Genomic DNA, 25,670 nt, shown 5'->3' with positions numbered 1-25,670 from the left:
ATGGAAAAGTGGCTTTTTTGTCAAATCCATGAACTCAAAGAAGGAAAGATACTAAGCAAGTTAACTCCATATGGAGCTGTAGCCGTAGTAAAACTTGGTGATAAGATCATAGCCTTTCAAGATGAATGTACCCATGATGGAGCCCCATTTGACGAAGCAGAAATCGATTTGACTGAACATGAAATCACTTGTCCACGCCATGGAGCCAAGTTTGATCTTTTGACAGGACAAGTGAAAAAACCCCCTGCAACCGAGAACATAGAAATCTTTAAAGTAGAAATTCAAAATGAAGATGTTTATATTCAATTTGATTAGGAATACCTATGCTAAACTATAAAGAAATCAAAAAAGACTTTCCCATTTTACAAACCAATATGAATGGCAAGCCCTTGGTTTATTTGGATTCCGCAGCGAGTTCTCAAAAACCTCAAAGGGTGATTGATGCCTTTTCTGATTTTTATCGTTGTAGAAATGCGAATATCCATCGAGGTGCCTATCGCTTAAGTTATGAAGCAACCGATTTGTTTGAGTTGACTAGAGAAAAAGTCAAAGAATTCCTCAATGCAAAAGAACCAGAAGAAATTATTTTCACCCGCAATACCACCGAGAGTATCAATTTGGTTGCCTATTCTTATGCGATGAAATTTCTTAAAGAAGGAGATGAGATTCTTGTCTCAGAAATGGAACATCATTCTAACTTGGTTCCATGGATGATGGTTGCTGAAAAAAAAGGAGCAAAGCTAAAGCATATACCTTTGACCGATGATTATCAATTGGATTATGAACGAATACCTGAGGTGCTTTCAGAAAGAACAAAAATCATCTCGATTGCCCATATGTCCAATGCTCTGGGAACCATTCATGATTTGAAAAAAATTTCTGATTATGCAAAACAAGTTAATGCTGTGTTTGTAGTCGATGGAGCTCAGGGAGCCAGTCATTTACCAGTGGATGTTCAAGAAATCGGCTGTGATTTTTATGCTTTATCTGCCCATAAGATGTTGGGTCCCACAGGTGTTGGTGTCTTATACGGGAGAAGAGAACTCTTAGAAAAAATGGATCCTTTCTTAGGGGGTGGTAGTATGATCTTTTCTGTTTGGAAAGATGGATTTAAACCAGGTCCTCTTCCCAATAAGTTCGAAGCAGGAACTCCTGACGTTGCTGGTGTTGTAGCATTCGCAGTGGCATTAGAATACCTAAAACAAATCGGCTTAGAAAATATCCATAACCACGAGGTAGCGTTGTTGGAATATGCTATTCCCAAATTAAAAGAAATCCCAGGGATAAAACTCTATGGAACAAATGACTTATCCAAACGTGGGGGTATCATTAGTTTTCTTTTAGAAGGTGTGCATCCTCATGATATTGGAACCATTTTAGACGAAGAGGGTATTGCCATTCGTGCTGGTCATCATTGTTGTGAACCTTTGATGAGAAAACTTCAAATCCCTGGCACTGCACGAGCAAGTCTATATCTTTATAACGGTTTTGAAGATATTGATGCCTTGGTGGAAGGTATCCAAAAAGCAGTAAAAATCTTCAAAGTTGAAGAAAAAATCAGAAAAGCAAGTTAAATCATGAAACTGTCAGAGGAGCTCTACAAAGAAATCATCATTGAGTATTCTCAAAATCCAAGACATTATGGTGAATTGGAAGAAGCCAATATCCACGAAGAAGGTGTCAATCGTGGTTGTGGAGATGAAATCCAACTTCATCTTCATCTTGAGGATCAAGAAATTAAAGGTATACGTTTTACAGGGCAGGGTTGTAGCATTTGTGTAGCATCCACAGAGATGATGACTTGTTATGTAGAGAAACGTTCCCTTGCAACTGTGAAAGAACTCATTCACTTATTCAAAACAATGCTTACTTCACGCCAAGACATCCAAATGCCAAAAGACTACGAAGAACTTGAAGCCCTAAAAGGAGTAAAAAAATTTCCTATTCGAGTTAAGTGCGCAACTTTATCGTGGAATATTTTAGAACAAGCAATCCAAAAATATGAGGCTATTCAAAAATAAACCCTCAAGTTTTGTTAACTTGAGGGAAATCAAAATTAACTAAACCAACGTTTAATGGCTTCGGCTGGAAGAGAAATCCCCGAAACCCTTGCCCTTTGAACTAAGGTCCAGAAACTTCGATATGTAGCTCTATCGTGTAGTTCTCCTTCAAATTGTATAGGACCCCAGTTTGCATCTTGTGCAGCGATTAAAATTTTTACGGCACGATCCACTTCGGAAAGATCAGGCTTCATGGCTTCTACAATGGCATCAATCTGGGTTGGATAGATGGACCACATCCTCAAGAATCCAAACTTGTATCTGGCAATTTCTGCATCTTTTTTGGTTTGCTCGTAGTTTTTGAGATCCAAAGTTACGTTGTGAGATGGCACCAGTCCGTTTGCTAATGCTACCGCAACTACTTGAGATTTTGCTCGACGAATTAGTTCATGTTCAAACTGTCCTGGACTTTTCATGTTGGATAATGGAATAGCTCCAAAATGACCTGCGATAAAATCCATCAATCCGAAATCTAAAACTTGCATCCAAGGTAGTTGAGCAATTTTTTCTACATCCCTTAGAGCTCCGTGGGTTTCGATTAGGCAGTGGATGGGAATTTCTCTTTTGAGTCCGATCTTGTCGCAAAGTTCTTGGATGTATTCAATCATTTCTCGGACCTGTTCAACAGAAGTAGGTTTGGGAATTGTGATATAGGAAACTACATCTCCTGCCCCTTTGATAATAATTTCCGCATCTTGTTTCCAAAATTCTTTGTGGGTATAGTCATGAATGCGAACCCCAGCCATTTTGAATTCATTTTCAGGTGAATTTAAAAGTCGAACAAATAATTCTGCGTATTCTTTTTCTTGTCCTTTAGGTGCACCATCTTCAAGATCCATTGTAATGTCAAAAACGGGACCTTTTTCTTTTTGAAATCCAAATGCCTTTAAGATCATTTTTTCGTTTCCAGCAAAATGTTCACAACTCGGAATGATAGGGAATGGTTTTTCACCAGGAAATAGTGCCTCGTTGGGATGAAGCATAAAGTTCTCCTTTTAAAGTTTTTTTGGAGTTCAAATTTTGAAAAAATTTTATAAAATCTACTAAAAATTCAGAGTTTCAACAAAAAGATAAGTAGTGGTCAAAGCAAAAGCATTCACCATCATGTGGGTGATGATTGGTGCAATAATACTGGGACGATATTCCCTTATGATTGATAAACTAATCCCCAAAAACAAAAGATAAGGAATAGCTACAGCTCCTTGTGGATGTAAACCTGCAAAAATCACAGAAGATAGGAGTGAAGAGATGATAATCGAAAACTTATATCGAAAAAACCCATAAATAAAATTTCGAAAAAGGATTTCTTCTGTGATGGGAGCTATGATTACTGCTAAGATTATAACCTCCCAAAAATTTTCAGGAAATAAAAAAGAAATCGGATGTGCATCACTCAAATCAAAAGTTTTCCCTGTAAGTAAAAAACTAAGAGCTAAAATAAAAAACGAGATGGGAAAGATTGTTATGAAGGCAAATAGACCAAAAAGAAATTCTTTGATCATGGATTTCGGTTTAAGGTTTTGTTCTTTTATGGTTTGTTCGAGTTTATTGAAAAATTCGTTTTGATCGGAGCTTTCGTTTGTCTGAACATCTTCTCGTTTTTCTTGTGCTTCTTCGTTAGAAGCGTTCGTTGAAGAACCATAAAAATAAACCTCTGACCAAAGGGTATGCAGAAAATGCTTCGCACCAAATTCATTGATCACGTAAACTATCACTATGAAAAAAATTAGGATGGTATAAACTATTTGAAAAATTAGTAAATTGATATTATAGTGTTTTTTTATAAATTCTATTAAAAAATTCTGAACTGAAATATATAAAAACAAATATATCACAGCAGCTTCAAAGAAAATCCAGATTTTATCACTTGAGTAACTTCGAATGAGTATCCCGTAGAGCTCAGGTCTTTCTTTTGAAAAGAATTTCACTAAGAAAAAAAATCCAAAAATCGAAGAAAAAATAAAACTCAAAAACACAACAGAAATCACGAACTGGTAGGGTTGAGTTTCTTGGTAAAATTTTTCGAAATACTCTTTTTCTTTTTGTGGATCTATTAATCGAAAAAAATCCAAGACAGCAATTTTATGCAAAGGTAATTTTAAGGGGTTTTGAAAAAATTCTTCAAAGTAAGGAGTATTCTTTAACCAAATCAAGTTTTCTGTATAAATAGCTTTAAGAAAATCAATATAGTTTTTGAGTTGAGGATTGTCTACTTTCTGTTGGATTTCGTAATTGAAATTTGAAATACCTTGTTTTTTGAAGTGTTGAAAAAAGATATAGTTTTGAATTTCCATTTCGATGGTAGGTTGAATGTGCTTTGTTAAGGTTTGGATTTGGATCTGTATTTGTTGAAACATTGTGATTTGATTTTCTTTGGGTAAGCCCTTTGATAATAAAATCTGAAAGTAAATCATTTTATAGAAAAGATTTATTCTTGTATCAAGCTGGATTTCTTGAGGAGTTATTTCTTTCTTAGCAGGAAGTATTTTTATAAATATCGTTGCAAATATGGCAACAATCAGAACTACAATTACCAGCAATCGAAAGGTGTATGCTTCATTTTGTTGCATAGGATTGAATTTTTTCGTCAATCCATTTCCTTAAAAAATCATACGAAGTCGATAAAATATATTTGCCTGTATCCAAATTTTGAAATTCAAAAACATCAAAAGTAAGAATTTCTTTCTTTTCTTCTAAGTAGTAGATACCTTTGTGGTGTGTTTTCAAATCCTTACGAAATTTTGAAATCAAATTTCGATGAATTTCACTATCAAGATCATAACAGATTATCTTTTTTTGCATAAAAACACCTTCGTAAAAGAGATTTCCCGGATAAGTAATGACGTAGTCTACAATCTTTAGAAGTTTATAGAAATTTTCTGGTGTGTGGAAGTTTTCGGATTCAATAATATAAACTTCGTTAGTAGTTTGTTTTATGAGAGATTGAATTTTTTGGGGGTTTTTTAAAAAATCATGATATTTTGTCTTTTGAGACATAATCCCCAAATACACCAAAACTCCTGATTTTTTGGATGGAAGTTGATCGAGTGCTTTTAGATACTCAAATGAAAAAAAGTTTTTCCTGATGGTATCCAATACACTTTCTTTGAGTTGGGGATGAGGAAGCGTAAAGTAATAATCAACATCAGAGTGATGCCTTTCGTGATGATTATCAAGACACAAAGTAGAATAATTTGTGTAGTTTTGAAGAATCATTTTTGGATCATGATCTCGAATGTCTAAAATCAAAATATAGTATTTGTTTTCAAAGTTTGATAAGGTTTTAAAATTAACATAATCCCAATCAATTGAGTCTTGGTGATTGATGAGTTCTTTTAATTTTTCTTTTTTCTCTTGTTGATAGTTATCATTTATGATAAATAGTTTGATTTTTTTATAAAATTTTCTTAAAAACTTATAGATATTTATTCCTCTTTGAATGTGTCCAATCCCTTCAAAAATCGAATAGAGATGAATTTCAAAATCTTCTTTTTCAAAATCTTCTTTGGGAGACATGCATGTTTCCCAAAAATAATTCTTTTTTCTTAAAGTACAGATCAATTACATCATAAAGCGAAAAGTCATCTTCTAACTCAGAATAAATTTTTTTCATAACATCGTAATCTTCTTTTTGATCCAAGGTTAATCGAGGAAGGTGTTTTTGATACCAATTTCGTTCCTCGTCCTTGAGCTTCATTAAATTTTCGTTATAGTATTGTTGAAAATTTTTATAATTTTCGTGATGGACTCGAAAAATCTCAGGATGTTTTTTTATGTGTAAAGAAACATGTTCTTGATAGACTTCTGATTCATATTCGGGACATCTTCTTTTAAGAGCATTTAGGGTAAAAGCTTCGATGGAAATCCCCAAAGGAAGTCCGATAAAAGAAAAAAGGTCAAATTGGTTATCAATAAGAGCTCTCAAAGTAGGAATGACTAACTCAGGTTCTACAAAAGGATTATCAGCTGTTGCCCGAACAATGTAGAAGAACCCCAACCTCGTAGCAATGTCGATATATCGTTTTCTGACATTGTGATGTTCTCCTTCTTCATAGGGAATGCGTCTTTCTTGAAGGTATTCTTTCAATTCTGAATCTTCTTTTGGAATAATCACAAAAGTAGGGATTTGGGTTTTACTGAGTCGCTCGTAAATCCATTCAATCACGCTTTTTGTGGTGTTTCTTTTGGTTGTCAAAGGAAGGTAAACCTTTTTTGGAAGTCTTTCAGAGAAACTTCTTGCTTGTATTAAAATCCCACTATTGTTCATTCCAGATATACAAACCAGTCTTTGCAACTACGACAAAGGGGAATGATCTCGTCATATTCTTGTCTAAGAAAATGATAGTAATCTTTTTCAATGATTTTGAATATATCTTTTAAGTTGTGTTCTTTGATATTCCAATGTTTATTGCGGCAGAATAGATCCTGCCGACAAACAGGAACATTTCCTTTTGCATCAATAAAAACATGAAACATCAAACTTCGGCAGTAATCTTTTTCAATGGGTTCTAAATCTACAACCGAATAATCTTCTAAAATTCCCCCATATGTGAAATACCTTCCTATAAAAGGTTTGATGTGGGGATATTGAGAAAACTCTTTGAAGATAAAATCCAACTCATCTTCAACCTGTTTGATCCGTAAAATTTCTACGTAAATTGTTATATCTTTTGGAAGTTCCAATAGATTTTTTTTGACTTTGGAAAAGAGGTTTTTCCCCATAAGTTTTGAATAGAGATTTTCATTAAGAGTTGGAAGTTTGATGATGAGAAAAAAAAATCGAGGATGTCTTTGAATCAACTCAAGAATGTCTTCTTTCCAAGTAGTAAGATAGGTTTCAATATAGACTTTACGAAATAGCCTTGATTCATAGCTAAGTTTTAAAAACTCCAAGAAATTCTCGTTCAAAAAAGGATCTCCTTTTCCTGCAAAACTCAGACTGATGGCATGATGTAACGAAAATTCTTGTAAATCCGAAAGTATCTTTTGAAACGTTTCTATTTCCATTTCGTTTGAGTTCGTTTCGTGAGGGTAAATCACAGGTTTGAGTTCGTTTTTTGTAGTGATTTCGATTTCCACGTAATTGGGAGCAATTCTGAGAAGTTCAATTTCTTTTGTGATTATGAGTTCTAAATCCTGATAACGAAAATTTTTATATTTTTTATAAATATTTTTTACAATTTTTTGCTCTCTTTCGGAGTGAAGGTCAAGGCGTATCCGATATTTTCTGTAATCAGGCTCAAGGTAGTAGATCTCTAAATCTACGGTTTGTGTGTTTTTGAGCATGAGTTCATTCCAGTTCCAACGGAAGTCTTCTCCTTCAATCGTGATTCGCTTCGCTAATTCCACATTACAAACAACGGGGAGAAATCCAGGTATGGCAACATCACAATAAGAATACTCAGCCAAATAGGTGCAATGTTCTAAAATCATTTGAACAGAATCATCTACCTCAAGAAAAGGAGAGATTGCCTCAAAATATAAAAAAAAATCTGTTGGAATATCAATGATCCATTCTTCTTCAGAAGGAACCTTCTCTATTTTGTCGGGAAAAATTTTTTCTACTGCTTCTTTTAAGGATGTAGCTTGAATTATTTTTACCTCAAATCCATCAAAAAAAAATCCAAAGTTTTTTTCGTCGTCAATCAAGTATACTGGTAATGGCTGGGGCACAATGATGGAGAATTTTTTTCGAATGAGTTTTTGTTTTAGGTTTGTGATAAGTCTTTCTAATTTTTGAAAAAACAAATAAACCAATTCCTCATCATAATGGGAAAGAGTATTACGAATGAGGATGGCTTCTAAGGTTCTATCTTTGAGGTTTGCTTCCCACATTATCCAAGTTTTTGAATAACATACTTTTGTTTTTGTTCATTTAGCCATTGTTGGAAACTTTCCTCGGATTTTTCGTAAAAAAGACGCATGCGTATGATTTCTCGAACTTTTTCAATTGGGGTGGGTCTTTTCCCTTCGATTTTTAAGATTGTGTATTGACCAAATTGATTCTTGAAGATTGGCGAAATACTTCCCACAGGTAGATTATAAATAGCTCCAGCAATGATGGGATCCTCTGAGGCAACATCAGTGATGGATGTCCAGAAACGTAATCCTCCACCAAAACGAAATCGGGAGACATTCTCAGGTAAATTCCTTGCAACCTCGGGAAAACTCTGTGGGTTTTTTGTTATTTGATTATGGACCTCTTTTGCAATGTCAAAAATTCTTTTTTCTTCTGCGATGGTATTGGTTCTCGGGAAAATGATTTCTCTATATAAAACTTCCAGTCCTATTTGTTTTTGGTGTTTTTTATAAAATTCTTCTATTTCTCGTTCTTCTGGTTGGGGTATAGAAACCTTGATTTGAAGCAAGATTTGCTTTAAGATTTGATAACGTAAAACTTCTTTCCATTCTTCAAAAGAAAGCTGAGTTTCCTTTTCAACAAAGGCTTTAAATTCATCTAAGGTTGGAAAATTTGCATTTTGTCTTCGCTTTTCAATCTCGGTTCTGAGTCGTTCATCGTTTACAATGATGACTTCTTCTTCGGCTATCTGTTCGATGATGGCTTTTTCAATCAAAAAACTTTCGGGGGTTTGGTTTCGGTATTCGGTTTTATTGATGAAGTTTACAAGTTTTTTCACTCGCTCTATATCATATTGGGTGATAGCTTTTTTCCCTACGACGTAAACAATGGTATTGAGTTTTTCTCCCAGTTCAGACTCGGGTATTTCGATTTTTTTACTTGCTTTTTTTTTCTGTTGGGTGCATGAAAAAAACAAAACAGTGATTAAAATCAGACTAAGTAGCTTCATAAAATCGTTCCACCATTTCATAAAAGTCTTTGAAGATATGTTTTGCATCGTTTGGTCCTGGACTTGCTTCGGGATGATGTTGAACACTTAGAATGGGTAAAATTTTATCTTGAAAACCTTCAATGGTTTGATCGTTCAGATTTACGTAGATAATATTTAGTTCTTGTTCTTCTTTGGTTTCTACGGCGAATCCATGATTTTGGGCAGTGATTTCGACTTTTTTGGTTCGAATATCCATCACAGGTTGGTTTCCTCCTCGATGTCCGAATTTCAGCTTAAAGGTTTTCCAACCTCGAGCCAGTCCCAGAATTTGATGCCCCAAGCAAATGCCAAAAAGTGGCTTTTGATAAGAAAGAAGAACTTTTACGTTTTCGATTGCGTAAGTAACAGCGGCAGGATCACCCGGTCCATTCGATAAAAAATAGCAGTCGAAATGCTGGATTTCTTCTGGCTTCACATCGGAAGGAAAAACATGAACCTCAAAACCAGCTTCGTCTAAGTACCTCAAAATGTTTGTTTTTACTCCAAAGTCCAACACTGCAATCTTGTGCTTTTTTTCTTGCTGAGAAAAACGATAAGCTTTTTTAGTGGTTACGTATTTTGTCAAATCCAGGCCACTCATTTCTGGGATGGAATGAACTTGCTCTAACATATGAGGTTTTAATTCTCCCTCATCGGGGAAAATTCCGCCACGCATCACACCTTTGGTTCGTAGAGTTAAGACCAATCTTCGGGTATCAATTCTTTCTAAGCCTGGGGTTTGGTGTTGTATAAGAAATTCCTCCAAAGTCATTTCTGAGTAGAAGTTTGAAGGTTTCTTGATAAGTTGCTTCACTACAAATCCAAAACATTGAATCTTTTCTGACTGGGAGTATTCTTTGTTGATTCCATAATTTCCGATCATTGGGTAGGTCATCACGACAATTTGCCCGTAGTAAGAAGGATCTGTAAGGATTTCTTGATACCCAGCCATTGAGGTATTAAAGCATACTTCTCCTAAAGCTACTTTAGGATAGCCAAATAGATTTCCAACAAAATAATCTCCATTTTCTAAAACAAGAATAGCCTTTCTTTTTTGGAGGAGTTTCATTAACACCAGAAATTCAAAAAAAATGACAACGTCAATAGAAAGCGTAAAGTTTTCTTTTTCCTGTCGATAGGATAAGAAAGTGCTACTAAAAAGTTTTCGTAAGTTCGCTTTTTTGTTTTTTTTGTTTCTCTTTGATTTACGGGCAGAACGTTGGCGTACCCAATCGGAGTTGGATCAATTTTTACTTCTTGATGGACTTTTGAACCAGTTTTCTGATCGTTATGTAGTGGAAGTGGTGGATGATTTCGAAACCAACCTTTATGAATTTTTTGATTTACCCACTAATCCTAATTCCCTAAGGCTTGTTTATAAAACCCCCAGAGATTCTCCTTACAACGAGCAAGTTCGAATCTTTGATTTGGAAACAGTTTTACTTTCTGGCTGGGGAAATCTTCGAGAATTTCAGAAATCCTTGTCAATACAATATTATGTAGAAGTTGGAAATAGAAATCATTTCCGCTTTCTTCGAAAAGAATCGAAGAAAATCCCCTATCGACCCTTTAAGTATGTAATTTGGATTTATAGTAAAGAAAGTTATCACAAATTATTTTTAATATTCAAAATCAAAGGACGAGAGCGGCTTCTACCGATTGCAACCCTTGATTGGAGAGGCTGGAAGAGAATCGAAGGTATCTTTCCAAAGGATTTTTATTCTCAGCCCAAATTGAACAAGTCTTTTGGGTACAGTGAGTTTTTGGGATTTTCAATTCATACTTCCTCAAAAGATGACAAAGGATTTTACGAAGTTCTTCTCGATCATTTCTATCTTGTATTGGATAAATCAAGTGTGCTTTATCCTGGAGCTGAGATACTAGATGAGTTCTAACAATAGATTATCAATTTAACACCCAAAGAACCCAAAATCAGCAAATATTTTGGTGGGATTTCGATAAATTCCATCGCTTCCCGTTGGATGGTGCAGATGAAACGAATTTCGTATCGGTGGGAAAGGTTTTGGATTTTTTTTCGAAGAGGATAAATTTTTTCTAATAATTCTTCTATGTGCTTAACGATACTTTCATCTCCACTTGACTTACTAATGAGTTCCCACGATTCTATACCTTCTTTTTCATCAAAAAGAACTCTATCGGGCTTAATTTCTAAAAACTTCGTGATTTCTTCGGAAATTAAACCTGTTCCTTTTATGGAAAAAATAGCCCAGTTTTTCATTGGTTTAAATTTACGTCATCAGGTTATTTAAAGTCAATTTTAAAAATGATTATAAATAGAAATAATGTTGAAATTTATATCAACATAGATATTTTCTAGTCAATGCAAAATACATTTACTAAGTTTAGTTTTGCAAAACTTTTTTTGATCTTTGTCATGTCTCTTGAGGCAAATGCTTATCGTCCTTTGGTAGAGATACAACCTGATTTTTCTTTTAAAGAAATTGGTGATGTTGTTTCTCTTTTCGAGGACAAAGATCATCGATATGAGATTTCCAATATCTACGAGGTTTTACATCAATTTCAAAAATCCACAAGAAAAGTTCCTAATTTTGGTTATTCTTCTTCTACTTATTGGTTGTATTTTGATTTAGTATCTCGTTTTTCAAAGGATATTGTCATTCTTTTAGAAGTTAGTTATCCTCTATTGGATTACATTGACTTTTATGTATTTGATGGCAAAGCTTTGGTAAAGCATATTTCGACTGGGGATCGTAGGATTTTTTTTGAAAGGGATTTACAGCACAAAAACTTTCTCGTTACCATTGAAATGGAACCCCAGAAAGAATACCGGGTGTTTGTAAAAATTAGAAGTCAAGGTTCTATCCAAGTTCCTATACGATTATTAAATCATAAACGTTATGTCATAGAAGAACACTTCAATCAACTTATGCAAGGAATTTACTATGGTATCATGGTGGCAATGGTATTTTATAATTTGTTTTTGCTTTTGAGTATCAAGGATTTGACTTATCTTTATTACATCGTGTATATTTTAGGAATTTCTTTGTTTAACTTAGTTTTTACCGGTTATGCATTTGAGTATCTTTGGCCCTATTATCCGGACTTCGGGAATCAGGTGATGCCTTTTAGTATTGGATTTTTGGCTTTTTTCGGTAGTATCTTTTCTGTGAAGTTTTTACGTTTGAGAAACTATTCTCTGGTTTTTTATCGTTTGTTTTTAGCATTAATTGTCATTTATTTTTCGATTATGGTTTTAAGTTTTATTTTATCTTATGAAATTTCCATCAAGATAGCAAATTACACGATCATATTGTTTGCATTTTTGTCCATCTCGAGCAGTTTGTTAACTTACAAAAAAGGATGGAAGCCAGCAAGGTTTTATTTTATTTCTTGGATTGCTTTGCTCGTCGGAATGTTGTTATTGGCTCTTAAGCAATTAGGGTTATTGCCATCAAATTTTCTTACAAATTACGGAGTTCAAATTGGTTCTGCATCTGAGGTGATTTTACTTTCTTTAGCACTGGCAGATCGAGTCAATGTATTAAAAGAAGAAAAAGAAAAAGCTGAAAGAGAAATTTTAGAAACGAAAGTATTGATGTTGGAATCATTTTCAAGATTTGTTCCTAAACACTTTGTGAATATTTTGCAAAAAGAGAGTATTTTAGACATCAAAAAAGGAGATGCAACGGAAAAAGAAATCACGGTCATGTTTAATGATTTAAAGAACTTTACGGTAATAGCTGAGATGCTTAATACCAAAGAAACATTTGAATTTTTAAATAAATATCTCGAAGTAATGAGTCCTATCATTTTAAATCATAGAGGGATCATTGATAAGTTTGTAGGAGATGAAATCATGGCTTTGTTTGATCAATCTGTAGACGATTCTTTGGATGCCGCCATTGCAATGAGAAGAGCTTTGAAAAATTTTAATGAGTCAGTGTATAATCTAAATTTGCCCTATGTAGAAATGGGGATTGGGATAAATCACGGAAAGCTAATGTTGGGAACAGTGGGTTCCGAAGAAAGGTTAGATACCACCGTGATTGGTGATACTGTGAATGTTGCATCGAGAATCCAGCAATTAACTCGTCATTACGGAGTACCTATCATTTTGACAGAAAATGCAGTTTCAAATATAAGACAAAAAGAAAAATACTACTTACGAAAATTGATCCCAATGAGGATAAAAGGCAAAATAGACCCAATTCGAATTTACGAATGTTTTAATACGGATCAAGAAGAGAAATTCGAAAAAAAATTGGAAACCCTACCAAAATACAACGAGGCATTATACTTATTCGAAACAAAAAAATTCAAAGATAGTTTTGAGATATTCGAAGAAATATTAAAATCAAATCCTAATGACCATGTTATTCACTTTTATTTAGAAAAAATGAGGCAAATGAATCTAGAATCATGATTTTGACTCAAAAAGAAAAAAAGAATAAGTTTTTTTTAATTTTCTTATTCATGATGTTGTTAGAGAGCTGTATTTCTTTAAGGGATTTTCTAGGAATTCCTTTTTTACAAACATCGAAAGATCCCTTAGAACAATTCCAAGAAGATGAAAAATTAAGAGAATACAAAAAAATCTACCAGCAACAACAAGAAAAAAACAAACAAAACGAAAAAGGATGTTTTGAACTTCAAAAGCAGTATATACAGAATCAAGTTACATCGAAACTTATCTTTTGCCAAGAAGAATGATTAAGTATTCATTGGAACTTCGAAAGAAATATAAATTCCGATGTCAGGACTTATGGCATAGCGGTAAAAGTTTTCAATAATCGCCAACGTGGTAGTATAGGAACTATTATTGATTTTTTTTCCAATTGCTAAGAAGTGTCCATCTTCTGCAAGACGTCCCATGTTGATGATGGGTTTACTGAAAAATACATATTCCAAAAAATAGTTTTTGTTTTCGTTATTAAAATTTCCTTGAATTCTGATACTCCATTGATGTTTGGATATTTGGAGATCCTCAAACTTAGAGTATTCATAGTAATTGTAAGAAATCCCAACCAGAAATTCGCCTTTTGAATAAGATTGTAAAATCGAAAGAAAAATATTCCCATCCCATCCTGCTGAATAAAAATAATTAAATTGATTTTTTGCAGGTATCTTTACGTTGGAACCAATGTATAATTTTCTTCGGGAACTTTCGAAGAGTTCAAAATAATAATAAAAAATAGGATTATCAAAAGCACTGAATTCTTGGCTTTCTCGGTGGATAACCTCGAGAGGGAGAAAAAAATTTTCGAACCGAACATAGCTTCTATTTTTCCATGGTATGATCTCTAATGGAATAAGTTTTGGTGGATCAAAGCTTTTTCTCGGGTATAGTCTTGGATAGGATCGTCTTATGTTTTTGATAATGGGATAATAATCGTAAAATTGATAAAGTCCTCCCAAAGGTTCATAGCTGATTTGAAGTTTGTTTTTCGGAAATTTTTTTCGATGTTGCTGGGTTATCCCAAGAATTTGATGAAAGGTTTCGATGCTATGATCTAAAAAACCACCACTTTGATTTTTGAAACTTATCTTGATTCCGAAGAAATGTTTTTTGACTACCTTATGGGTATGAAGAAGGAATTCAAACTCTTCACCATCAATAGTGAATCGTTCATATTGATGGGACCAAATGTTTTTTAAAGAAATCCCTAAAGAAAAAAAATCCCTATTGGGATACCAAACAGGTAACAAAGTAGGTCGTAAAGTTATCAAAGTAGAATTGTAATTATAGTGAATATAGGAAAAAAGATTATTGTTTGTGATTGTCAGAATCAAAAGCAATAATAATCTTTTAAATCTTAGTTCCGTAGCCAAAGCCGATAAAACTTTCGTCGTTTGGGCTGTAATCGCCAATTTCTGGGTTGTAGGTCCATGTTCGTTGTATGGTGTACTTAATATAAAGACCTCCAAAGAAGACAAGACCAATTTCCCCAGCAAGAAGGGCATTCTTGTCCTTATACACAAAAGCATCTTTGAATTTATCAAAGTTTTTCTTTAAGTAGTATCCATTCAGAAAAATGCCATTGATGTTGGGTAGATAAAAACCTACGAAGATTTTGGAATTATTGGGTCCATCATAGTTTTCGTAGGATAACTCTAAAAATATAAACGATACTAATTCTAAAGTCGAATTGATGAAAAATCCTTTTTTTATCGCACCATCTTTTGGTAAGGATTTCAAGTAAGTTAACTTGGGTGTATAAGAATTTGTGTCTTTTTGGAGATATTGGGTTCTTTCAATTGCATAAGTGGAATCAAAATATTCCGGAATGTAGTTGGATGTGACTTCACGATATTCTGGACGAAAGCTAAAGTTTATGACGTTTGAAATTTTAACATTAAACAAGACCCCAATATGGGTTCCTTTACTTTTGGGTAGATTTTTGATTCGATTGATGTCTATATAAGGTGTCATTTCTAACCAACGAAATGGAGAGAGACGAATTTCTGTGTCAATTCCTACGATGGTAAGGTTTTCGGTTTTATCAGCTCTTGGTCGTTTAGTCTCAGGATCAACTACTAAATTTCCTGAACCATCGAACTCAATGCTCAAAGGTGCATCATAATCCGTTACAACTGTATATCCAATTGCCCATCGATTCCAAAATCCATGTTTGCGTTCCGTTACTTGTTCTTGTGTTAGGTTTTCTATGTTTTCTTTTTCTTGTTGAGTGATGGGGGAAGGGTATTCTTCTTTAGGAAAGGGTTTGATTTCTACTTCTCCCGTTTCTGGGTTGAAAACTTCTCGAAATTCTACCTCACTTTCTTTGAGGTCTTCTTTTAAAGGTCGAAGTAAATGCTGTCTGAGGCTTCCTCCTTTTCCTGGGTTGGGCACAGTTTGGAAAAGATAATCTTTATTATGATTTTTTCTTGAAGCTATGATATTTTTTCTTTCGAAGTGAGCCAAGTTATATATGCTATTATAAATCCCTACGGGACGTACGAAAATGCGATAACCTCGAACTTCTCTTCGAAAAACATTGTTTGCAAAAATTTCGATTCCTCCCCAGTTGTTGTTAATGTCCGCCATGAGTCCAGGACTCCAAACTGATGGATCATAGCTACTCACATAACGATTCACGATGGTTCGATGACCAATATATCCATCTGTCATCATGCCATAATGTAAGGACCAGTTGAAACTATCCTCTGGATCAAAATAAAGATGAGTTCCATAGGCAATATATTTTACCATTTTTAAGTAGTCTTCTCTTTCATCAAAAGTACCGGGACGTAAAGAGGGAACTCTTGAGGCTCGTTTTGGCTCTTTGTCATAAACAAGAATTTCCAAAGGGATTTGCAAACCGACTCGAAACCCCATAAAAGGAAATTGAAGAATAGGATTGAACATAACAAAGTAATCCCCATCAATCTCTCGAAACCCTAAATCAAAAGAAAAAGAAGTACCCTCTAAGTTTGAACCAAAAGCGTAATTTGGGGGCTTGTAAACTTCTGCTTTAATGGAAATAGAACTCAATAAAAAAAATAAAAGAGTTATTGAGGCTTTTTTCATCTATTCTCTTGATCAATTAATTCTTGAATATAAATCCTTCCAGATGTCAAACTATCTTTTATGATAAAAAATTCATTTAGTTTAGTGATTTCAAAGATCTTTTCTACGTTTCCTTGAACATTTGTGATTACTAAAAGACCTTGTCGGTTTTTAAGCCAGTTTGAAATTTGAATTAAGGTTCCTATACCAGAAGAATCGATATAATTCAAATCTGTCATGTCTATTATGAAGTAACGATATCCAGATTCAATTGCATTTTTGATAATGTTTTTCAACTCAGGACATTTATAAAGATCCAGCTGTCCTTGTAAAAAAACTTCATAAATCCCTTTTTTTGAACTTTTAGCTTGTGTTCGTATGTAAAATGCTTCTGATAACTCATAGGCTTGGGCTAACATTTTTTTACTTGCTACGGCTAAGTTTTCTTCAATGTTTTTTAGCATGTCATTCAGTCTATCGATCAATTTTTGGATTAAATTTGGTTCCAAATTCTCATTATCTGATAAACGCTTTACCATGTGATTGAGTAATTCTTTTGCAGAATTTAAATCCCTTTCTGCAACCAATCGAGAGGCTTCCATCACAATTTTTGAGGTAGAAGCAATCAAGGTTTCTAAGCGAACTTTCGGGTTTGTATATGCTTCTAAATCAATATCGCTTTCGAATTCAGGTTGAAAATCAAAAAAAATTTTCTCGAATTGGGAATTTTTAGTTAAGTTGTAAAACGATGCTTCTGCTTTTATGAGTACAGGTTGTTTGTATGCTGCATTGCCATCAACTTCTGTCACAATAATATAACTTTTGATGTCATCAGAACGAATATCCCCTGGTCTTAAGATCAGTTCATGGTGATGGAGCTCATGGGGAACCTCAGATAGTAGTTCTTTAAAAGAAATGCCTTCGGAAAACTGAACTTTGATTTCAAAACCCTGTCCATATAATGATGCAATGTTTCCAAATTCTTTAAAAAAAATCTCACTTGATTGCTCTGGCGTTTCGATGAAGTAAAAATTGCCACCGCCTTCCATAGCAATGTCTTTTAGCAAAGTTTCAGAAAAGTCTTTTCCCACTCCCATTGTGGTTGTGGTAATCCCTAATTCTCTGTGTTCTTTTGCAATTTTGCGTAATTCAGCGGGATGAATGATACCTGTGTTTGCCATTCCATCTGTGAGTAGGATTACTCGTTTAATAGCCCTATCAGGAAAATCCCGTAGCATTCGCAAGCCCTGAAGCCAACCTCCACTTAGATTTGTGGAAGATCCTGCCGTAATTCCCTGAATTTTTTTGATGACTGAAAATTTATCCGTAAGAGAAATCAATGGTTGAATCACTTCTACATGAGTGTCATACGCAACAATACCAACATAATCTTTTCTTGTAAGCCAGTTTACTAAGGCTGAAGAAGCTTCAATCACGGATTCTAATTTTTCACCATGCATGGATTTACTTTTATCAATCACAATAACAACAGAAATAGGGATATGATCCTCATGTTCTGCTAGAGAAGGTGTTTCGAAAGAGAGAAGTAAGTGCATGAGATATCGATCATTCGATTTTAATTTATTGTATTCTCCTAAGACTTTGAAATCGACTACTTTCATTGATTGAAAAAAATAATCAAAATAAGTTTTTGTAAATCAATTTTCGATTTCAATAAGTTCCAATTTCTTATTGGGTTGTGGTGGAACTTCTTTTTTTTCGGGAAGGTTTCTAAATTCTTCTAATGAAAAATTTCCTCTCTGGGTGAGGGGATCTTGATTATTGGGGAATATCAATTCATCTTGCTCTTTGAGTAATTCGATTTTTTCTTGAGGTATACGATCGATTTTTTCTGTTATGGATGTTGGTCTTTGATTATTGATTGATTCAATTTGCAGAGGTGCTTCTTCTTTGACGAGATCTTTAAGATCAGGAAGAATGATTCGATAGGTTTTTGCTTGGTTCTGATTTTTTTGGATGGTTTCTTGTAATTCAGCTTTAAATGGGTCTTCTCCAATGGCGGGAGCTACTTTTCTTCCTTCTAAAAAGGCATATACACTCACAATCAATGCCAATATCACCCAAAGCCCTATGGAAATAAACAAGATTAACTTTCGAACTCGGTAGGGAATCTTCGAGATGAGCTCATCAATCTTTTTGAAAATTTCTATCATGCTAAAATTATCGTTCGTTCATTTTCTCTTGAAGAAAATTCTTTACTTGATCTATTGAAATTCGAATCTGCTCTGTGGTATCACGAAAGCGGATTGTGACAGTTTGATTATTTTTTGTTTCATAATCAATTGTAATACAAAAAGGGGTTCCTAATTCATCTTGTCGATAATAGCGTTTTCCAATGGAGCCACTTTCATCATAATCCACAGGGAAGTGTTTTTTTAGGTCTAAATATAGTTTTTTTGCTATCTCAGGAAGACCATCTTTTTTTACTAACGGGAAAATTCCGGCTTTTACTGGTGCCAACTTCGAAGACAGCTTTAGCACAGTTCGCTGCTCTTTGGTTCCTGGATTTTCGACGTAGTATCCATCACTTATGATCGCCAAGAACAGACGATTCACCCCCAAAGCAGGTTCGATGACATACGGAATGTATTTTTCTTTGGTTTCAGGATCAGTGTATTCTAAGTTCTTTTTAGAAAACAACACATGTTGACGCAAATCATAATCTGTTCGAGAAGCAATTCCCCACAACTCACCCCAGCCAAAAGGAAATTGGTATTCAATGTCAACGGTATTTTCGGAGTAAAAAGCCAGTTCTTCTTTGGTGTGTTGTCGTATGCGTAGATTTTCTTTTCGTAATCCTAAAGAATAAAGCCAATTCAAGCAAAAATCCACCCAGTATTCAAACCATTCTTTTTGAGTTCCGGGCTTGCAAAAGAATTCCATTTCCATTTGTTCAAATTCTCTTGTTCGGAAGATAAACTGCCTTGCGGTGATTTCATTTCGAAAACTTTTTCCAATCTGAGCTATTCCAAAAGGCACCCTGACTCTACATGTATCCACTACATTTTTAAAGTTAATAAAAATTCCTTGAGCTGTTTCTGGACGTAGGTATACTTTGATATCAGAGCCTTTGGTAGCTCCCATATAGGTTTCGAACATCAAGTTGAACTGACGTGGCTCGGTAAATTCTTTACCTCCGCATACAGGACATTTTAGTTCTTGATGTTCTAATTTCTCGTAAAAGATCTTTTGAATATCTTCAAAAGAAAGTCTGGAACTATCAATGCCAAACAATTCTTCGAAGAATTTGTCTGCACGAAAACGGGTTTTGCAGTTTTTACAATCCATCAAAGGATCATTGAAATTATCCACATGCCCACTGGCTTTCCATACCTCAGGATGTAGGATAATCCCTGAGTCCAATCCAACGATATCTTCTCTTTCGTGGACAAATGCCTTCCACCATTCGTTTTTGATGTTTCGTAGAAGTTCAGTTCCATAAGGTCCGTAATCAAAAGTATTTGCTAAACCGCCATAGATTTCGGAACCAGGATAAACAAAACCCCTTCGTTTACAGAGAGAAACAATTTCTTTTAGACTATCTTCAATGGTGGATTTTTGAGTTTCTTGCATAGAATCGAAATAAAAAAACAAAGGACTCAATGCAACAAGATTTTTCTATGAAGTATGTTTGGCATAAGTTTTAGAAAATTTTTCCTGGATTCAAAATCCCTTTGGGGTCAAATAGGGTTTTGATTTGCTTCATAAGGGTGATTTCTTGTGGATTTCGTGTGTAATGAAGATAAGGTTTTTTTAACAAACCCACACCATGTTCTGCGCTAATGGAACCTGAATATTCTTTAATGAGTTGGTAAAGCGTTTCATCAAACTCAATCGTTTCTTGTTGGAATTCCTCTGAGCTTTTATCAAAATCAGAAACAAGATTGATGTGTAAATTTCCATCCCCCATGTGACCAAAAATATAGAGATCATAATCAGAAAATTTCAAAGAAACAACATCTTGGATTTTTTCTACGAATTGGGGGATATACGAAATGGGTAAGGAAACATCATTCTTGTGAAACCTGCCCGATAGAGATATGGCTTCGCTGATTTCTTCTCGGTATCGAAAAAGTTGTCGTTTTTGACTCTCAACAGTAGAGAAAGTCAAATCCGACAAATCGTTATTAACCTCAAGGATAAAATTTTCATAAGGGATTTCGTGTTCTTCTTCAAGTTCTGCTTCTAGGATAACATACCATAAGTATTGGTTTTTTAAATTTGGAAAAGGATAGGGAAGTTGATGGTTTTTACAAACCAAATCCAGACAAGAAGAGTCAAACATCTCAAAGCAAAGAAGTCTTGGTAGCTCTCTTTTTGCTTTTTCTAAAACCTTCAAAACATCGTAAAGATTCGAGAACGCCATCAAAAAGAGCACGCTATCTTTCGGTGGTGTAGTCAAAAGAAAAGATACTTTGGTGATGATTCCTAAGGTTCCTTCAGAACCTATAAAGAGTTGCTTCAAATCATAACCAGTGTTGTTTTTTAAAAGATTCCCAGGGAAATTCAACAACTCTCCTGTTCCTATCACTACTTCTAGACCCAAAACCCAATTTCGGATTGAGCCATAACGAATGACGTGGATTCCTCCAGCGTTTGTTGCTACATTCCCCGCAACAGTGGAAGAACCCGATGAGGCAAAATCCACTGGGAAAAAAAAACCCCGCTTTTGGGCTTCCACTTGGAGGGTTTTAGTGATCACACCTGCTTCACATTCTATTGAGGGAAGTGCGGTATCAAAACTAAGGATTTGATTCATTTTTATCAAAGATACAATCACTTCTTGGTTGGTGGCAACAGCACCTCCCGAGTAGCCAGTTCTTCCCCCCGAAGGAACAAGAGGAATCCCCCACTGATAGGCAGAACGAACAATTGCTTGAACTTGCGTTGTAGTTTTAGGGAAAAGAACTGCCCTTCCTTTGGGAAGAAAACTTTTCGTTCGATCTACGGAATATACTTGAACCTCTTCAGGATTCAAAACCAATTGGTCAGAATCTAAAACTTGAGAAACTTCCAAAAGAAAATACTCAAATGGATCTTTCATTAACCTAAAATTTCTTTTGCTATTTGAGAAGCCGTTTTCCCATCATATTGATCTGGATAGTGTTCTTTGAGATACTTCATAGCTTCACCTATATTTTTTGCTCCACTATTTTTAATAATTTCTCGTAATTCATTTTCTGAAAGTTGTTTTGGGAGGTATTCCATTAAGATTTCTTTCTCTTTGAGGGCTTGTTCGTAATTTTCTTTGGAAATTTGATTTTCTTTCCCCAATTGGATATTTTCTTCAATGCTTTTTAAGAACTTTTTGATGGCTTGGATTAGGTCTTGGTCGTTGGGTTCCCTTCGACCTTCGTTGATGGCTGCTGTTTTTGCCTGTGAATACACACTTGTAAGTAAATTTGACTTTAGTTCATTTTTTTCTTTTCTTGCTTGGAGGGAGTCTTTCTTGATTCGTTCTACGATCATAATTCCATTTTTTTTTGGGATACTCTTTGTCAATTGGGATGTTTTGCACACATCATTACCTTTTCTTTTGATGTTCTAATCGCCCTTTATTTTTCCTATCAAAAAAATCCCACTTGACGATAAACAAAAAAAACACAACAAACAAGTATGATACTTTTAGTTTGGATCATTCTCTTTTTGGTGCTTTTGTGGCTTGTAATGGTGATTTCTTATTGGGAACATTTGCTTCGCCAAAAAGACATCTTTACCAGACAGGAATTAATAGATTTTAAAAACATTCTTTTCTTCCAATTACAAAAAATGAATCCCCATCATAGTCTTATGGGTTATATAACGTTTTTTTTAGGGATTGTGAATGCGTGGTTGTTAACTCTACTTGGAGGACTCATAAGTCCAGATACAGGACCTGAGCCTGATTTTACTACTGACGAAATGCCAAATTATTTTTTTCAATCGGCTCTTTTTGTGGGAATGCTTCATATCGTTTGGCCTTCGTTAAGAGCGTACTTCGAAGAACGAAATTTTCGTGGGATTTTCCAAGAAATCCTTGAACACGACAAATCGTTTTTTACAGGAATTTCCGTTGCTTTGAGCTCTATTTCCTTGGCATGTTGGGGGGTTTATCACGAAATCCATTTTTTGTTTGTTTTGATTAATGGAGTGATTTTATTAAGCTATGCAGCTTATCAAATCCAAAGGGAAAAAGAAATCCAACAAACAGAACAATCTTATTATGAAGAAGAAAGTCCTCCAGACGAAAATCAAAATAAATCCCGAACAAGAGAAGATACATTAGAAATATGAAAAAAAATTGGCTTTTGTTCATTGTGTTTTTTCTTTCGAAGATTTATCCACAAACCTACGAGATGAATCCACAAACCAATCCCTTTGCAAACATACAAAATCAAAGTTTAAGTCTCTATGGATTTGCTGAAACTCCTTGGAATTCGGCATACTCACAAGTCTATGATGGCTTCAAGACATTGGCAACATCCAACCTCACAAATGAAAGGATTGAGATTGTTGCTGCTCAAAAGGACCAGTTTATCTTAATCAAAAGAAATAACATTTTATATCGATACAATTTTTATAAAACACCTTATGAAGTTGCAAAATTAAGAAACCAAAATCTTACGCAGGAGGATCACAACCTGATTGAAGGGGTTCTTTTCCAAGTAAAAGTCTTGTTTCCCTTTATCGAAGCCAATCAAGTCGTGGAAAAAATCGAAGCTCAATATGGAAAGAAAACCAAATCCACTGTGGATCCCAAAACTCTTCGTGGTGTTGACATTTGGGATCTTCCTGGTGGTGTGATTTTTGTATGGTATGAACCCTATAACAACAAACCCTATACACGAAAAATTGACTATATCAGCAAAGAAATATCTCAAAGAATTTTAGAAGAAACCAAAGACTATTTTGACTCCAAAGAAAAAGAACTTTTAAGAGACATCATCATCAAGTAGTTTGCTTTTTTCTTGTTTTGAGGGCTTTTTCAAAAAGCTCGACTTATGGAAATACAACATTTGCTGGAGCTACATCGCCGACATACTTGGTGGCCCTTCACTCAAATGAAATTAGCAAAACCTCCTTTCTTTATCGAAAAGGGCAAGGGCATTTATCTTTACGGTTATGACTCAGAAGGGAATCCCATTGAGTTTATCGATGCGATTAGTTCCTGGTGGGTGAGTGTTTACGGTCATGGTCATCCGAGTTTTCAAAAGGTTCTTCAAGAACAACTATCAAAATTAGAACATGTAATTTATGCAAGCTTGGAACATCCGACTGCCCTAAATTTAGCTAGAACTCTTTCTGAAAAAACACAGCATCAACTACCAAAAGTCTTTTATTCAGATGATGGTTCCACAGCGATGGAGATCGCCATCAAAATGGCGTTCCAGTATTATCAAAATCAGGGAAAAAAAGAGAAAACCATGTTTTTCGTTCTCGAGAATGGTTATCATGGAGACACCATTGGCACCATGTCTGTGGGAGCTCGTTCTGAATTTCATAAGGTCTATGAGCCTTTGATGTTTCCTGTGATCTCGCTTCCAATGACGTATAATTCCCAAGATGCAATGTTTGATGAAACATTAGCAATAAAAGAATTAAAAGATTGGTTTGTTATGTTAGAAAAGCAATTCAAAGAACATCATTCTAAGGTTTGTGGGATTGTCTTAGAACCTCTCATCCAAGGTGCTGCGGGGATGTTGATGTATCATCCTGTGGTGTTAAAAAAAATCCGAGAACTCTGTGATGAATTTGATGTTTTGATGATTTGTGATGAAGTATTTACAGGTGCGGGAAGAACCGGTCCTTTTTTTGCCTTTGAACATAGTAATATTTATCCTGATATTGTAGCTCTCAGTAAAGGATTGCCTGCTGGGTATGCTACTTTTGCTGCGACTCTAAGCAAAGAAAAAGTTTTTATGGCTTTTTATTCTGATGATAGAAGCAAAACGTTATTTCACGGTCATTCCATGACTGGAAATCCTTTGGGTTGTGCCGTGAGTTTGGAATCCATCAGGCTTTATGATAGCTTAAATATCCGTCAAAAAATCCTTCAAATCCAAGAATGGCACAAAGAATACCTCCAAGAACTCAAAAACCACAACTTTAGCAAAGAAAAAAAGATTTTATCAACACGATATTTTGGTTCGGTGGCGGCAATAGATGTGAGACTCCCAGATCATCGAAGAAAAACTTTTAACTTAGAAATCATCGATTTTTCCATTCGACAAGGTGCTTTGATACGACCCTTAGGAAATACTTTATATATAGTTCCGCCTTATATCATCGAGAAAGAAGAATTGGGCAAAGTATATGAAGTAATTTTGAAAATAATTGAAGAAAAAATAGAATAGAAGGGGAATAACTCCCTTCTATCATTTAGTTTAGATATTCAAGCTTTTTAGGTGTTCAATTCTATCGTCCAAGGGTGGGTGAGTTGCAAAGAGAGCTAAAAATCCACCAGACTTTCCTTTGATTTTGAAGGTTGCTAATTCTTCTCCTCGCGGATCTTCGATTTCGTAGTATTTTTTGAGGGTTTCTAATGCATGAATCATGTTCGAACGAGATGAGAGTCTAGCACCACCTTCGTCAGCCCGGTATTCTCGATAACGAGAGAACCACGCAACCACAATCATACCCAAAAGGCTCAAGAGGATTTCTAATACGATAATAACACCAAATTGAACGAAGGTTTGTAATTCTTCATCTTTGACGAAATTGCTGATAATGAAAGCGATAATCCTTGCAAAGAAAATGACAAAGGCATTAATTATTCCTTGAAGAAGGGTCATGGTTACCATGTCTCCATTGGCAATGTGAGCAACTTCGTGCCCTAAAACACCGTCAACGGCATTTCGATCCATGTTTTCAATAAGACCCGTAGAAACCGCAACCAGAGAGTTATTTTTTGAAGGACCTGTTGCAAAAGCATTTAGTTCAGGGCTTTCGTAAATTCCCACTTCTGGCATCTTTTCTAAGCCAGCTCTTTTTGCAAGGGTATAGACTCTTTCCACTACCCAGCCATATTGGGGATCATCGATTGTGATTTCTTGAACCCCCATTGCCATTTTTGCCATGAACTTCGAAAGCCAAAGGGAAATAAACGCTCCTCCCATTCCCCAAATCAAGCTGAAGATTGCCAATGCAGTAAGATCAATCCCTGCAGAACTCAAGTAAGGTTGTATTCCTAAAAGGCTTGTGACGATTGTCAATGTGATAATAATTAATATGTTTGTTAAAACGAACAAAAAGATTCTCTTAAACCACGCCATACTCACCTCCAAATCCTAA

Annotated in this window: 25 protein-coding genes; 9 read left to right on the top strand and 16 right to left on the bottom strand. The window is 34.9% G+C overall.

Translation table 11 applies throughout. The features are described from left to right. From NZ853_05710 to NZ853_05700, 3 genes are read left to right on the top strand one after another with little or no spacing between them, the layout of a single operon-like run. On the top strand, window positions 1–315 hold the full coding sequence (locus NZ853_05710) for a Rieske 2Fe-2S domain-containing protein (GenBank protein MCS7205173.1): 315 nt from the start codon (window positions 1–3) through the stop codon (window positions 313–315). 8 nt (window positions 316–323) lie between these two features. Beyond that, the gene (locus tag NZ853_05705) at window positions 324–1,574 is read left to right on the top strand and encodes a cysteine desulfurase (GenBank protein ID MCS7205172.1); all 1,251 of its coding nucleotides are present in this window, start codon (window positions 324–326) and stop codon (window positions 1,572–1,574) included. A gap of 3 nt (window positions 1,575–1,577) precedes the next feature. Beyond that, window positions 1,578–2,021, top strand: a complete 444-nt coding sequence (locus tag NZ853_05700; protein ID MCS7205171.1) for an SUF system NifU family Fe-S cluster assembly protein — start codon at window positions 1,578–1,580, stop codon at window positions 2,019–2,021. A 35-nt stretch (window positions 2,022–2,056) separates the two neighbouring features. Here the strand turns inward: NZ853_05700 and NZ853_05695 are convergent, their stop codons facing one another. From NZ853_05695 to carA, 7 genes are read right to left on the bottom strand one after another with little or no spacing between them, the layout of a single operon-like run. Then, window positions 2,057–3,043: an aldolase/citrate lyase family protein gene (locus tag NZ853_05695; protein MCS7205170.1), complete on the bottom strand. Its 987-nt coding sequence runs from the start codon at window positions 3,041–3,043 to the stop codon at window positions 2,057–2,059. 60 nt (window positions 3,044–3,103) lie between these two features. Continuing rightward, window positions 3,104–4,630, bottom strand: a complete 1,527-nt coding sequence (locus tag NZ853_05690) for a CPBP family intramembrane metalloprotease (GenBank protein MCS7205169.1) — start codon at window positions 4,628–4,630, stop codon at window positions 3,104–3,106. Then, window positions 4,617–5,576: a hypothetical protein gene (locus NZ853_05685; GenBank protein MCS7205168.1), complete on the bottom strand. Its 960-nt coding sequence runs from the start codon at window positions 5,574–5,576 to the stop codon at window positions 4,617–4,619. The genes NZ853_05690 and NZ853_05685 overlap by 14 nt, the downstream gene beginning before the upstream one ends. Then, the gene (locus NZ853_05680; GenBank protein ID MCS7205167.1) at window positions 5,554–6,327 is read right to left on the bottom strand and encodes a hypothetical protein; all 774 of its coding nucleotides are present in this window, start codon (window positions 6,325–6,327) and stop codon (window positions 5,554–5,556) included. The genes NZ853_05685 and NZ853_05680 overlap by 23 nt, the downstream gene beginning before the upstream one ends. Continuing rightward, window positions 6,324–7,895 (bottom strand): SPASM domain-containing protein, encoded by a 1,572-nt coding sequence (locus tag NZ853_05675; protein MCS7205166.1) that lies wholly within the window; start codon window positions 7,893–7,895, stop codon window positions 6,324–6,326. Before NZ853_05675 ends, NZ853_05680 begins: the two co-directional genes overlap by 4 nt. After that, window positions 7,895–8,869 (bottom strand): peptidyl-prolyl cis-trans isomerase, encoded by a 975-nt coding sequence (locus NZ853_05670; GenBank protein ID MCS7205165.1) that lies wholly within the window; start codon window positions 8,867–8,869, stop codon window positions 7,895–7,897. Before NZ853_05670 ends, NZ853_05675 begins: the two co-directional genes overlap by 1 nt. Continuing rightward, window positions 8,856–9,959, bottom strand: coding sequence for a glutamine-hydrolyzing carbamoyl-phosphate synthase small subunit (carA, locus tag NZ853_05665; protein MCS7205164.1), 1,104 nt, complete (start codon window positions 9,957–9,959; stop codon window positions 8,856–8,858). Before carA ends, NZ853_05670 begins: the two co-directional genes overlap by 14 nt. A 79-nt stretch (window positions 9,960–10,038) precedes the next feature. On the opposite strand from carA, the gene NZ853_05660 reads away from it, so the two are divergent. Continuing rightward, complete coding sequence (locus tag NZ853_05660) at window positions 10,039–10,785, top strand: hypothetical protein (protein MCS7205163.1); 747 nt, start codon at window positions 10,039–10,041, stop codon at window positions 10,783–10,785. On the opposite strand, the gene NZ853_05655 is transcribed toward NZ853_05660, so the two are convergent. Next, complete coding sequence (locus NZ853_05655) at window positions 10,782–11,129, bottom strand: DUF4279 domain-containing protein (protein ID MCS7205162.1); 348 nt, start codon at window positions 11,127–11,129, stop codon at window positions 10,782–10,784. The genes NZ853_05660 and NZ853_05655 overlap by 4 nt on opposite strands. A 156-nt stretch (window positions 11,130–11,285) precedes the next feature. On the opposite strand from NZ853_05655, the gene NZ853_05650 reads away from it, so the two are divergent. Continuing rightward, the gene (locus NZ853_05650) at window positions 11,286–13,295 is read left to right on the top strand and encodes a hypothetical protein (protein ID MCS7205161.1); all 2,010 of its coding nucleotides are present in this window, start codon (window positions 11,286–11,288) and stop codon (window positions 13,293–13,295) included. 50 nt (window positions 13,296–13,345) lie between these two features. Then, window positions 13,346–13,582 (top strand): hypothetical protein, encoded by a 237-nt coding sequence (locus NZ853_05645; protein MCS7205160.1) that lies wholly within the window; start codon window positions 13,346–13,348, stop codon window positions 13,580–13,582. Here the strand turns inward: NZ853_05645 and NZ853_05640 are convergent, their stop codons facing one another. From NZ853_05640 to NZ853_05610, 7 genes are all read right to left on the bottom strand, one after another. Continuing rightward, entirely contained in the window at window positions 13,583–14,599 is a 1,017-nt protein-coding gene (locus NZ853_05640; GenBank protein ID MCS7205159.1) for a DUF3187 family protein, read from the bottom strand. A 79-nt stretch (window positions 14,600–14,678) separates the two neighbouring features. Then, entirely contained in the window at window positions 14,679–16,400 is a 1,722-nt protein-coding gene (locus tag NZ853_05635; GenBank protein ID MCS7205158.1) for a hypothetical protein, read from the bottom strand. After that, the gene (locus NZ853_05630) at window positions 16,397–18,001 is read right to left on the bottom strand and encodes an anti-sigma factor antagonist (protein ID MCS7205157.1); all 1,605 of its coding nucleotides are present in this window, start codon (window positions 17,999–18,001) and stop codon (window positions 16,397–16,399) included. Before NZ853_05630 ends, NZ853_05635 begins: the two co-directional genes overlap by 4 nt. A 36-nt stretch (window positions 18,002–18,037) precedes the next feature. After that, the gene (locus NZ853_05625) at window positions 18,038–18,553 is read right to left on the bottom strand and encodes a hypothetical protein (protein ID MCS7205156.1); all 516 of its coding nucleotides are present in this window, start codon (window positions 18,551–18,553) and stop codon (window positions 18,038–18,040) included. Window positions 18,554–18,560: 7 nt separating this feature from the next. Continuing rightward, window positions 18,561–19,973: a glycine--tRNA ligase gene (locus NZ853_05620; GenBank protein ID MCS7205155.1), complete on the bottom strand. Its 1,413-nt coding sequence runs from the start codon at window positions 19,971–19,973 to the stop codon at window positions 18,561–18,563. A gap of 70 nt (window positions 19,974–20,043) precedes the next feature. Next, on the bottom strand, window positions 20,044–21,444 hold the full coding sequence (locus tag NZ853_05615; GenBank protein MCS7205154.1) for an FAD-binding oxidoreductase: 1,401 nt from the start codon (window positions 21,442–21,444) through the stop codon (window positions 20,044–20,046). Beyond that, window positions 21,444–21,869 (bottom strand): GatB/YqeY domain-containing protein, encoded by a 426-nt coding sequence (locus tag NZ853_05610; GenBank protein ID MCS7205153.1) that lies wholly within the window; start codon window positions 21,867–21,869, stop codon window positions 21,444–21,446. The genes NZ853_05615 and NZ853_05610 overlap by 1 nt, the downstream gene beginning before the upstream one ends. Window positions 21,870–22,016: 147 nt before the next feature. On the opposite strand from NZ853_05610, the gene NZ853_05605 reads away from it, so the two are divergent. Genes NZ853_05605 through bioA form a run of 3 tightly spaced genes read left to right on the top strand, consistent with a single transcriptional unit; the run spans window position 22,017 to window position 24,733 of the window. Then, window positions 22,017–22,673, top strand: coding sequence for a hypothetical protein (locus tag NZ853_05605; protein ID MCS7205152.1), 657 nt, complete (start codon window positions 22,017–22,019; stop codon window positions 22,671–22,673). Continuing rightward, on the top strand, window positions 22,670–23,335 hold the full coding sequence (locus NZ853_05600) for a hypothetical protein (protein MCS7205151.1): 666 nt from the start codon (window positions 22,670–22,672) through the stop codon (window positions 23,333–23,335). The genes NZ853_05605 and NZ853_05600 overlap by 4 nt, the downstream gene beginning before the upstream one ends. A 45-nt stretch (window positions 23,336–23,380) precedes the next feature. Beyond that, complete coding sequence (gene bioA, locus NZ853_05595; protein MCS7205150.1) at window positions 23,381–24,733, top strand: adenosylmethionine--8-amino-7-oxononanoate transaminase; 1,353 nt, start codon at window positions 23,381–23,383, stop codon at window positions 24,731–24,733. A 30-nt stretch (window positions 24,734–24,763) separates the two neighbouring features. On the opposite strand, the gene htpX is transcribed toward bioA, so the two are convergent. Continuing rightward, window positions 24,764–25,651, bottom strand: coding sequence for a protease HtpX (gene htpX / locus NZ853_05590; GenBank protein ID MCS7205149.1), 888 nt, complete (start codon window positions 25,649–25,651; stop codon window positions 24,764–24,766). Window positions 25,652–25,670 lie beyond the last annotated feature (19 nt).

Source organism: Leptospiraceae bacterium, from assembly GCA_025059995.1.
Lineage (GTDB): Bacteria > Spirochaetota > Leptospiria > Leptospirales > Leptonemataceae > SKYB61.
This window is presented reverse-complemented; position numbering and strand designations above follow the sequence as displayed.

Excerpts from the sequence above, each read along its gene's own strand:
- NZ853_05620 (MCS7205155.1), bottom strand. The coding sequence starts at position 19,973 with ATGCAAGAAACTCAAAAATCCACCATTGAAGATAGTCTAAAAGAAATT.
- NZ853_05710 (MCS7205173.1), top strand. The coding sequence starts at position 1 with ATGGAAAAGTGGCTTTTTTGTCAAATCCATGAACTCAAAGAAGGAAAG.
- NZ853_05685 (MCS7205168.1), bottom strand. The coding sequence starts at position 5,576 with ATGTCTCCCAAAGAAGATTTTGAAAAAGAAGATTTTGAAATTCATCTC.
- NZ853_05625 (MCS7205156.1), bottom strand. The coding sequence starts at position 18,553 with ATGATAGAAATTTTCAAAAAGATTGATGAGCTCATCTCGAAGATTCCC.
- NZ853_05680 (MCS7205167.1), bottom strand. The coding sequence starts at position 6,327 with ATGAACAATAGTGGGATTTTAATACAAGCAAGAAGTTTCTCTGAAAGA.
- carA (MCS7205164.1), bottom strand. The coding sequence starts at position 9,959 with ATGAAACTCCTCCAAAAAAGAAAGGCTATTCTTGTTTTAGAAAATGGA.
- NZ853_05605 (MCS7205152.1), top strand. The coding sequence starts at position 22,017 with ATGATACTTTTAGTTTGGATCATTCTCTTTTTGGTGCTTTTGTGGCTT.
- NZ853_05690 (MCS7205169.1), bottom strand. The coding sequence starts at position 4,630 with ATGCAACAAAATGAAGCATACACCTTTCGATTGCTGGTAATTGTAGTT.
- NZ853_05705 (MCS7205172.1), top strand. The coding sequence starts at position 324 with ATGCTAAACTATAAAGAAATCAAAAAAGACTTTCCCATTTTACAAACC.
- NZ853_05635 (MCS7205158.1), bottom strand. The coding sequence starts at position 16,400 with ATGAAAAAAGCCTCAATAACTCTTTTATTTTTTTTATTGAGTTCTATT.
- NZ853_05630 (MCS7205157.1), bottom strand. The coding sequence starts at position 18,001 with ATGAAAGTAGTCGATTTCAAAGTCTTAGGAGAATACAATAAATTAAAA.
- NZ853_05695 (MCS7205170.1), bottom strand. The coding sequence starts at position 3,043 with ATGCTTCATCCCAACGAGGCACTATTTCCTGGTGAAAAACCATTCCCT.
- htpX (MCS7205149.1), bottom strand. The coding sequence starts at position 25,651 with ATGGCGTGGTTTAAGAGAATCTTTTTGTTCGTTTTAACAAACATATTA.
- NZ853_05650 (MCS7205161.1), top strand. The coding sequence starts at position 11,286 with ATGTCTCTTGAGGCAAATGCTTATCGTCCTTTGGTAGAGATACAACCT.
- NZ853_05655 (MCS7205162.1), bottom strand. The coding sequence starts at position 11,129 with ATGAAAAACTGGGCTATTTTTTCCATAAAAGGAACAGGTTTAATTTCC.
- NZ853_05600 (MCS7205151.1), top strand. The coding sequence starts at position 22,670 with ATGAAAAAAAATTGGCTTTTGTTCATTGTGTTTTTTCTTTCGAAGATT.
- NZ853_05615 (MCS7205154.1), bottom strand. The coding sequence starts at position 21,444 with ATGAAAGATCCATTTGAGTATTTTCTTTTGGAAGTTTCTCAAGTTTTA.
- NZ853_05675 (MCS7205166.1), bottom strand. The coding sequence starts at position 7,895 with ATGTGGGAAGCAAACCTCAAAGATAGAACCTTAGAAGCCATCCTCATT.
- NZ853_05700 (MCS7205171.1), top strand. The coding sequence starts at position 1,578 with ATGAAACTGTCAGAGGAGCTCTACAAAGAAATCATCATTGAGTATTCT.
- NZ853_05670 (MCS7205165.1), bottom strand. The coding sequence starts at position 8,869 with ATGAAGCTACTTAGTCTGATTTTAATCACTGTTTTGTTTTTTTCATGC.
- NZ853_05645 (MCS7205160.1), top strand. The coding sequence starts at position 13,346 with ATGATGTTGTTAGAGAGCTGTATTTCTTTAAGGGATTTTCTAGGAATT.
- NZ853_05610 (MCS7205153.1), bottom strand. The coding sequence starts at position 21,869 with ATGATCGTAGAACGAATCAAGAAAGACTCCCTCCAAGCAAGAAAAGAA.
- bioA (MCS7205150.1), top strand. The coding sequence starts at position 23,381 with ATGGAAATACAACATTTGCTGGAGCTACATCGCCGACATACTTGGTGG.